This window comes from Polaribacter sp. (genome assembly GCF_051251875.1).
Taxonomy (GTDB): Bacteria; Bacteroidota; Bacteroidia; order Flavobacteriales; family Flavobacteriaceae; genus Polaribacter.
Genome location: NZ_JBPOGL010000061.1, coordinates 1 through 7563, shown reverse-complemented (window position 1 = coordinate 7563; position 7563 = coordinate 1). Strand labels below are relative to the sequence as shown.

General features: G+C 31.0%; 5 protein-coding genes. 1 reads left to right on the top strand and 4 read right to left on the bottom strand.

The genetic code is table 11. The features are described 5' to 3' along the window. Nucleotides 1-232 precede the first annotated feature (232 nt). From ACSHW5_RS16485 to ACSHW5_RS16470, 4 genes are all read right to left on the bottom strand, one after another. The gene (locus ACSHW5_RS16485) at nucleotides 233-1279 is read right to left on the bottom strand and encodes a hypothetical protein (RefSeq protein WP_435677244.1); all 1047 of its coding nucleotides are present in this window, start codon (nucleotides 1277-1279) and stop codon (nucleotides 233-235) included. 2 nt (nucleotides 1280-1281) lie between these two features. Next, nucleotides 1282-1614, bottom strand: coding sequence for a type II toxin-antitoxin system PemK/MazF family toxin (locus tag ACSHW5_RS16480; protein WP_435677243.1), 333 nt, complete (start codon nucleotides 1612-1614; stop codon nucleotides 1282-1284). Further along, nucleotides 1615-1860 carry a ribbon-helix-helix domain-containing protein gene (locus tag ACSHW5_RS16475; protein WP_435677242.1) on the bottom strand — a complete coding sequence of 82 codons (246 nt, stop codon included), beginning with the start codon at nucleotides 1858-1860 and terminating at the stop codon, nucleotides 1615-1617. 282 nt (nucleotides 1861-2142) lie between these two features. After that, nucleotides 2143-3483, bottom strand: a complete 1341-nt coding sequence (locus tag ACSHW5_RS16470; protein ID WP_435677241.1) for a microtubule-binding protein — start codon at nucleotides 3481-3483, stop codon at nucleotides 2143-2145. Between the two features lie 203 nt (nucleotides 3484-3686). Here ACSHW5_RS16470 and ACSHW5_RS16465 point away from each other — a divergent pair. Then, nucleotides 3687-7563 (top strand): T9SS type B sorting domain-containing protein (locus ACSHW5_RS16465; protein WP_435677240.1); only part of this gene is annotated, 3877 nt, incomplete at its 3' end.

Here is a 7563-nt window from a genome sequence, read left to right as displayed (position 1 = left end):
ACAGTGCCAATTCATAATTTTGATAAATAATATTACAAAAATTCTCAATAGTCTGTGGATTTATCCACAGATTAAAAATTACACAGTGCCAATTCATAATTTTAATAAATAATATTACAAAAATTCTCAATTGCCTGTGGATTTATCCACAGGTTTAAAATTTACAGAGCATATTGGCTTTAGCCAAAATCATCTTCCTAATCTCTGTTTTTTTTAACCTTTAAATTTATTTTTATTTAACATCAATCTTTAAACTCGCCAATTCAATTGGCGGTTTTGCTAATTTATCTAAGGTTCTTGGGGTTTGATTATACAATAATTGAATAATTCTATGAGGTGCCAACACGTATTTTTGTTGGATTACATCACTCCATTTTTGCATGGTTTGTTTAGAGAAAAAACCGCCTTCTGTAAACGTATCACCAGAAAAAACCTCATCTATTTTTAAGGATAACGCATACGATTCTAAAGGAATTTCTTTTTCTGCAATTCCACCTAAGATGGCATGTGTAATTTCATTTTCATCTTTTGCAAATACATTATGAAAAGGTCCCAAATCTATTCTTTTGATATGTTTTGGATGAATTTCTTTTAATTTTCTATCAATAGAATACGCCATGGTATCTAAAGACATTTCTCTATCTGCACTTTCTTTTAAAGCTTCATAAATTTTTTCTTTATCCTTTTCAATTTTTCCATCATAATCAAAATACAAATAGCAAATAAAAGGTCTGTTATGACTTACATCGTAAAAGCCCCAACTGGTCATATATTGATAATTTTCTCCTTCTTTTGCGGTACTAATTTTACCTTGTACAAAACGATTAAAAATATATTTTTTTTCTACAGAAGTGTAATATATAATGGAAGATGCTTTAAATAAATCTATTCTTTTTATAGGTTGCTTTTTCTGTAAAAGTGTGTCTAAAAATTGTTCTTTCAAAGAATCTGTGTCTACTAATTTATTTACATATTCTTTTCGCAATTCCAAATCATTATACAGGTATCTAAACTCCAGATAATTTGGAAACCCAGAATCTGTTAAATCTACTTTCATATTATCTTCTTCATCATACATATATTTTATACGCATGGCTTCTATGGAATATAAAAGTAAATCTGAATATTGTTTAAATAATAACAATTCTTGATGTGTACACAATTTCTCTTGCTGTACACTTACAATGAGTTCTTTTAAAACAAAATCTACCATTTTATGGTAAAAAACATATTGTTCTTTAGAGTTTAAAACTGCCGAATCTAAAGGTGTTGTAATCATTTTTAAAATTTAAGAATATCGTTTAAAGTTTTTTTAATTACCTCAATATCTTTTAAAGGAATTTCACCTATCTTTTTTTCTAATCTTGTTTTAGAAACAGAACGTACGTGAAACGTTAACACTTCGGATGTTTTTTCTAATCCGTTGGTTTCATTTGGATTTAAAATAAGATTTCCTATATAATTTTTAATACTAGTTGTTAAAGGACAAACAATTACAACTTGTAAATATGTATTTAACATATTGCCACTAATAATTACTGCAGGTCTTCTGACAGATTGCTCACTACCTTTTGTAGGATTAAAATACAGTTCCCAAATTTCGCCTTGCTTCATTTAATTAGAATCTGCATTGTTAATTTCTGAAAAATATTCTTGCAGACCTTCTTCTGCAATCAATAAAATATCTTTATCTGTAGCGGCTTCTTTATAAGACTTTATATAACTAGCTTTTTCTACTTGCTCTAAATACAATTCTAAAGCATTTTCTATGAGCTTATTTTTAGGGAGTTGTAACTCTTTTGCCAAAACAGCTAATTTTTCTAAAAGATTATCTGGTAAAGATGATGTAAATGTTGCCATTCTATATTTATATTTTACAAATATAATTTATATTTATTAATCATAATTAAAAACCAAATTTACTAAACACACATAAACCTATATAAAAGACACAAAATTAACAAGTACGCCCGCGTTAAGGATTGAAATGGCATCCTTTTTTCTTTTTCAGAAAAAAGATATAATGGAAAGCCTGACCTTCTTTTGTTTTTTTCAAAAGAAGGTAACGCCCAAATTATTTTTTTTGCCACCAATTTTCAGACAAAAGCCAACTGCTTACTGCAACTGAAAACTAATTACTTTTTACCCTAACAAATCGTCATTAGAAGTATCTGTTTTTGTTTTTGGGTCAGGAGCATCTTCTACTTTTGGAGCATTTGCATCTGCTTTGTAATAATCTTCAAAAATCTCTTTCATGTCAATTCCATAACGGTCTGCAAAGTTTTTTTGAATGTCTACATCTTTTTGTCTAATTTCATGCAAAGCCTCTGCATACGTACTGTAAACACCAGTCATTACTTTTTCATGTACCGGAATATTGTCCATCATTTCTTGTCTTGCTCTGGCACTTGCAGAATGCATAGACGCCAAAGTTTCTCCAATATGCTCGTCTGTTTTTACGCCTAAATGTTCTAAAATTGCAGCAAACTCTTGATCTGTTCTTGCTTTTAACGCAACCACATAACCATCATAATACTTTAGTCTTTCTTCTGTATCTGACTTTAATTTTGCTCTGTGAGTTTGTAAATTAGAACGTAAAGAAGTTAATACTTTAATAGTTAAATTGTGTTTATGAACAAAACTGTCTTTACTGGCCGCTAAGGTTGTATAGGCGTTTTTAAGTCCTTCTAACTCTTCTACTTTTTGCTCTATAATTGTCATTTTACCAATAGCTTCTGAGTAGGCTGTAGACTGTTTATCTGCAATTTCTTCTAATTCTTGACGAGCTTGTTTAAGCAACGCATATTGCTCTTCTAACTTATCTTCTACTTCTTTCTTTTTCTGAAGCGCTTTTGTATGGTTTTTAGATGCTTCTACAATGGCATCTTTTAACTTTTCTTCTACTTCTTTTATTTCTACTTCTCTATTTTTAAGACGTGCAACGGCAGCTTGAGATTTGTAAGAAAGTTCACTTAACAGTGTTTGAATATCTGCGCTTTCTATACGCTCTTGAAACATTGCTTTTGCTTTGTTATCTGCACCTGCGCGTACTTTTTCTGCGGCTGCAAACTCTACTTTTTCTTTTTTAATCTTCGATTTTCTTCCCCAAAGGTTGTTCCACCAAGTGTCTGGCTTGTTTTCTGCGTCTTCTAATTCTATTCTGGCTCTTTCTAATCCTTTTTGGGCATCGTCAATTACCTTTTGTTCTGTGGCATTAAGCGAAGAAAATTTTTCGAACATAATACCAACTTCATCTTGGTAATCTGTTAAATCTTTAATAGCATCTAATAAGGAGGTTCTGTCTTTTTCTGCCATATCAACCACATCATCTAAGGTGGCATTTAATATTTTTTGGCGCCTTTGTGGGTCTTCTTCTTGAGACAGCTTAGACTTCATGGTGTCTATTGCCTTTCCCCAATTAACATCTACTTTTTCCGTTTTTTGGGTAGAATTAGTTTCTAATAAATCAAAATCATCAGACATAGTTGTATTGTGTTTTTTAAAAGTTGAACAATTTTTAGACAAGCAATTTCGTTAAAATTTTTGAAATAAAACAAAATTAACTCTAAATATATGTAGCAATTAAACCTTAATTGTTACAAGAAGTCTAATATTTATATTTTTTTGTTACAATCAAACTAATTTCTTGCTACTTTTAGCAAATAATTCTCTTATGAAGTTACCTTATGTTGAAATCTAAATTTTCATTCTTGGCTATTGCTTTTATTTGTATAATTAGCTTTAAAAATGTTCATGCTCAATTAAGTAAAAAACATTTTATTCCGCCTTTAACGTATGCAGAAACAGGTAATGCAAATCCTGAGAATCAATACTTTTACATTTCTACACCAAGTAATAATAATGTAAGTTATACAATTAAACAAATTGGTTCTCCAAGTAATAATTTAACCGGGTTTGTAACAAGCTCTACTCCTAAAGAAATTTATATAGGAAATGGTGACAGTCAACTTTTTGTAGACTCAAGACAAACAAGTGTTGTTCACACTAATAACGGTTATATTATTGAAGCAGATGATGTTATATATGTTTCTATTAGAGTTTTAGGAGGTGGCGGAGCGCAAGCAGGAGCTTTAGTTAGTAAAGGTTCTTCTGCTTTAGGCACAACTTTTAGAGCTGGAATGTTTACCAATGAAACTCCGCAAACAAATTTCTTGAACTTTATTTCTGTAATGGCTACAGAAAATAATACTACTGTTACTTTTAGTGATTTGCCAGTTGGTATCTCTATTAAAAACTCTACAGCAGATGGTAGTTTGCCAATTACTGCTACTTTAAATGAAGGCGAAAGTTATATTATTGCTACCAATGCTGCAGATAATACAATAAATAGAGATGCATTAATTGGAACTCTAATTACATCAGACAACCCCATTGTAACAAATATAGGTTCTGCAAATGGAAGTTTTTCTGGAGGTGGCGGTAGAGATTATGGCTTAGATCAAATTGTTGGAATTGATAGAATTGGCACAGAATATATTTTTGTTAGAGGAAGCGGAAATGATGATTGGGAAAATGCACTAATAGTTGCGCATGAAGATGATACAGAAATATTTGTGAATAACGAAACTACGGCAATAGCAAACATAAATGCTGGAGAATATTATGTTATGGAAGGAAATAAATACACCAGCGATGGAAATATGTATATAAGAACTACCAAAAATGTTTTTGCATATCAAGGAGTTGGCGGTATTGGTAATAATGGCGGACCAAGTGAAGCCAATCAAGGAATGTTTTTTGTGCCACCTTTAAGTTGTGAAAATAGAGGAAAAGTAGATAATATACCTACTATAGAAAGTATTGGAACTGTTACTTTTACTGGCGGAGTTACAATTGTAACCAATAAAGGCGCAACAGTTAACATTAACTCACAACCAATTACAAATTTTACAACTTCAGGTCCTTTTGATGTAGACGGAAACTCCAATTATGTTACGTATAAAGTAACCAATTTAACCGGTAATGTTTCTATTGAAAGTAGCGAAGAATTGTATTGCGCCTATTTTAATCAGAATGGAGCAGCAACTTCAGGTAGTTTTTATTCTGGTTTTCCTTCTAATCCCGAAATTAATTTTAACGTAGCAGTTTCTACAAAAGGAAACTGTCTTGGTAATGATTTAATTCTGGAAGCTGCAAATATAAATTTATTTGATGGTGGCGTTAAATGGCAATTTTTTGATGAAAGTTTACCAACACCAGATTGGGTTACAAAAAGTACAGCAGACACGTATAAACCTTTAGTATCTGAACCTGGAATTTATCGTTTGGTAGGTATTATTTCTTGTACAGGAACAGAATTTTTTTCTATCGATATTCCTGTTAGTCTTTGTCCGGATGATTATGATGAAGACGGAATTATTGATAATTTAGATGATGATATTGATAATGATGGAATCCTTAATTGTGATGAATCTTTAGGAAATGCTATTTTAAATATTGCAGACATCAACAACCCTAGTATTGTTTTTCAAGACAATTCCACCAATAATTCTACAACAAATACATACACAGAAACAGAAATTAGTAATTCTTTTTCTGGTGATAATTTAGGAAATTTTACATCTATAATTAACCCTGCAACAGACACAAAATTACAATATGAATTAACATTTGCTCAAAATATAAATTTTAAATTCACTCAAAATAAAACAGTAAACCATACCATTGCAGATGGCGAGTACTTTATTATAAAAATTGGTCCAAATAATAAAAATGTGACTCTTTTAGATCCTGATGATCAATTATTAATTGACACTAATTTTGATGGCGAATTTGAAACAGGCGTTACACAAATATCTGCATCAGAAATTTGGTTTAAATACAAGGCTAATACCACAGGAGCTTCAAGCACGTTTGAATTTGTTGCAAATCAGGTAAATCAAATAGATTTTATGCATCAATCTTCTGGCATTACCACAACATCTACATTTAACGGAAATATAGTTCTTAATTGTTTCTTCAGAGATTCTGATAATGATGGCGTTGAAGACATGTTCGATTTAGACAGTGATAATGATGGAATTCCCGATATTAACGAAACTGCTAATGACACAGATAATGATGGCGTTTTAAATTATTTAGATGTAGATTCTGATAACGACGGAATTTTTGATGTTGTAGAAGCAAATCATCAATTAGTTGATGCCAATTTAGATGGAATTATAGACAATGCAAACGCAACAATTGGTATCAATGGTTTGGTGAATGCTTTAGAAACTGTGCCAGACGCAAAAACACTAGCTATTAATTACACAATTGCAGATACAGATGCAGATGCTATATTCGATTTTATTGAGCTAGACGCAGACAATGACGGTTGTAATGATGTTATAGAAGCAGGTTTTACAGACCAAAATAATGATGGTTTTTTAGGCGATGTTCCCCTACAAACAAACACAAAAGGTAAAGTAATTAATACAACTGATGGTTATACAGCACCGCATGCAAACTATATTACAAGTGCACCAATAATTATAAATTCTCCTTTTGAAGATGTTACTTTTTGTGAAAACGCAACAGAAAGCATCTCTATAGATTCTAACGCAGATTCTTTTCAATGGCAAATCTCTACAGACAACACAAATTGGAACAATGTAGTTAATAACGCAAATTACAACAATGCAACCACTACAAGCTTGCAAATTATAAATACTCCTTTAAGTTATAATAATTACCAATACCGTGTTATTTTAAATAAAACAGGAAATAGTTGTGAAACTTTCTCAAATGCCATCACACTAACGGTAAACCCAAATCCGGTTGTTCCTGCAATTACAGAACTAAAACAATGTGATACAGATGCCGATAAAATTACCACCATAAATCTTACAGAAGCAGAAATTAGTCTATCAACCAATCCTAATTTTACGTTTGAATATTTTGAAACAGAAAATGATGCAATTGTAGGTTCTCCTCAAGTTACAGATAAAACAAGCTATCCTGTAAACGGCAACATACCACAAGCTGCTTGGGTAAGAACATATTCTGAATTTTCTTGTTATACAATCTCTAGAATTAATTTATTTGTAAGTTTTACTCCCAATAATTCATACGAAGAAACTTTTATTACCTGTGATGATTTTTTAGATGCTGATGGAAATAATACCGCAAACAACTCAGATACAGACGGTATTTCTTCTTTCGATTTTAGCAATGCTCCTGCTTTAATTTCTTCTGATCCAGATATAGAAATTGAATTTTATGAAACAGAAGAAGACCGAACAAAATCAGTTCATAAAATTAGAGAAACACAAACTTTAAACAATTATAGAAATAAAAACATTCCTAATACCACCGGAAATCCTTTTCCTATTTTCTACAAATTAAAAAGTAAAACAAATAATGATTGCCAAGGATTGGGTCAAATTTATTTACAAATAAAACCTGTTCCATTAGCAAATACACCTACAGATTTTAATTTTTGTGATGATGATCTTTCTGGAAGTCCTACAGATGGTGAAAATATAGGTATTAATCTTAGAGACAAAGTAGATGATATTTTAGGAAACACACAAACTGAAACAGATTATATTGTTTCTTTTC